The sequence below is a fragment of the Sinomonas sp. G460-2 genome, assembly GCF_047759905.1.
Taxonomy (GTDB): Bacteria; Actinomycetota; Actinomycetes; order Actinomycetales; family Micrococcaceae; genus Sinomonas.
Genome location: NZ_JBKZWT010000548.1, coordinates 1 through 1258, shown reverse-complemented (window position 1 = coordinate 1258; position 1258 = coordinate 1). Strand labels below are relative to the sequence as shown.

The 1258-nt window shown below is 70.0% G+C and carries 1 protein-coding gene; it reads left to right on the top strand.

Features of this window, described 5'->3' with window-relative positions; translation table 11 throughout:
* Positions 1-263: 263 nt before the first annotated feature.
* Positions 264-1258 (top strand): zinc-dependent metalloprotease (locus ACLN58_RS22340; protein WP_415857397.1); only part of this gene is annotated, 995 nt, incomplete at its 3' end.

The following is a 1258-nucleotide window of genomic DNA, read 5'->3' as shown; positions in this document are numbered from 1 at the left end:
GCCGCCCGCCGACGCCGGCGTGCCCTCGCTCGCGGAGTCGCCGTCCGTCGGGGTGACGCTGCTGCTCACGCGGCGCCTTTCCGCGGCGTGAAGGCCGCTGTGCTCGGGTATCTGTGCTCTCCAGCGTAGTATTCGCACAACCCCCTGTGCGCCCCCGCCGCGCCTTGCTGTGCCCACAGCGAAAGCCTCCAACGGCTCGAAGACAGCCGCGCTCCCGCGCGGTACCGTGAGGTTGACTGTTCCCACCAGTGATCGGCGGCATCATGACCACCCCGGACAAGCCTCACGGCAGCGGCGAGGACCCTCAGGATCCCCTCGCCGAGCTCTTCGCCAAGCTCATGGGCGGCGAGGGCCTCGATGGAGTCGACCCGGCAGAGATCGCGAAGGCGGCAGGGCTTCCGAACGATCCCGCGATCCTTCAGCAGATGTTCGAGCAGGTTCAGTCGATGATGGCCTCGTCCGCCGGGGACGGGCCCGTCAACTGGGAGCTCGCCCACGAGCACGCGCGCCGCTCGGCCGCCATGACGTCAGATCCCTCCGTGTCCGCCGTCCAGAACCGCAGCGTCGACGAGTCGCTTCGCCTCGCGGAGCTGTGGCTCGACAACGTGACCGAGTTCCCGTCCACGGGGCTCATCGGCCGCGGTTGGTCGCGCGCCGAGTGGATCGAGGCCACCATGGGCACGTGGCGCAGGCTCACCGAGCCTGTCGCGAACAGCGTCGCGACGGCCCTCTCGACCGCGATCAGCGAGCAGCTGCCCGAGGAGATGAAGGGCATGCTGGGCGGCGCGACGTCGATGCTGCAGAACATGGGCGGGGCGATCTTCGGCATGCAGCTCGGCGCGGCCATCGGCGCGCTGTCCGGCGAGGTCGTGAGCGCCTCCGACATCGGCGTCCCGCTCGTGGACCTCGAGATGGCGCTGCTCCCCGCGAACGTCGCCAAGTTCGGCGAGGGCCTCGGGCTTCCCGAGAATGACGTGCGGCTGTACCTCGCGGTGCGCGAGGCCGCGCATGCACGGCTCTTCATGCACGTTCCGTGGCTCCGCGGCCACCTGCTCGGCACCATCGAGGACTACGCGCGCGGCATCCACATCGACGTCTCACGCATCGAAGAGCTCGCGCGCGAGGTGGACCCCCGGAACCCCGAATCGATCCAGGAGGCGCTCCAAGGCGGGGTCTTCATGCCCGAGCGGACCGCGCAGCAGGATGCGGCGCTCGCGAAGCTCGAGACCGCGCTCGCCCTCGTCGAGGGCTGGGTCGA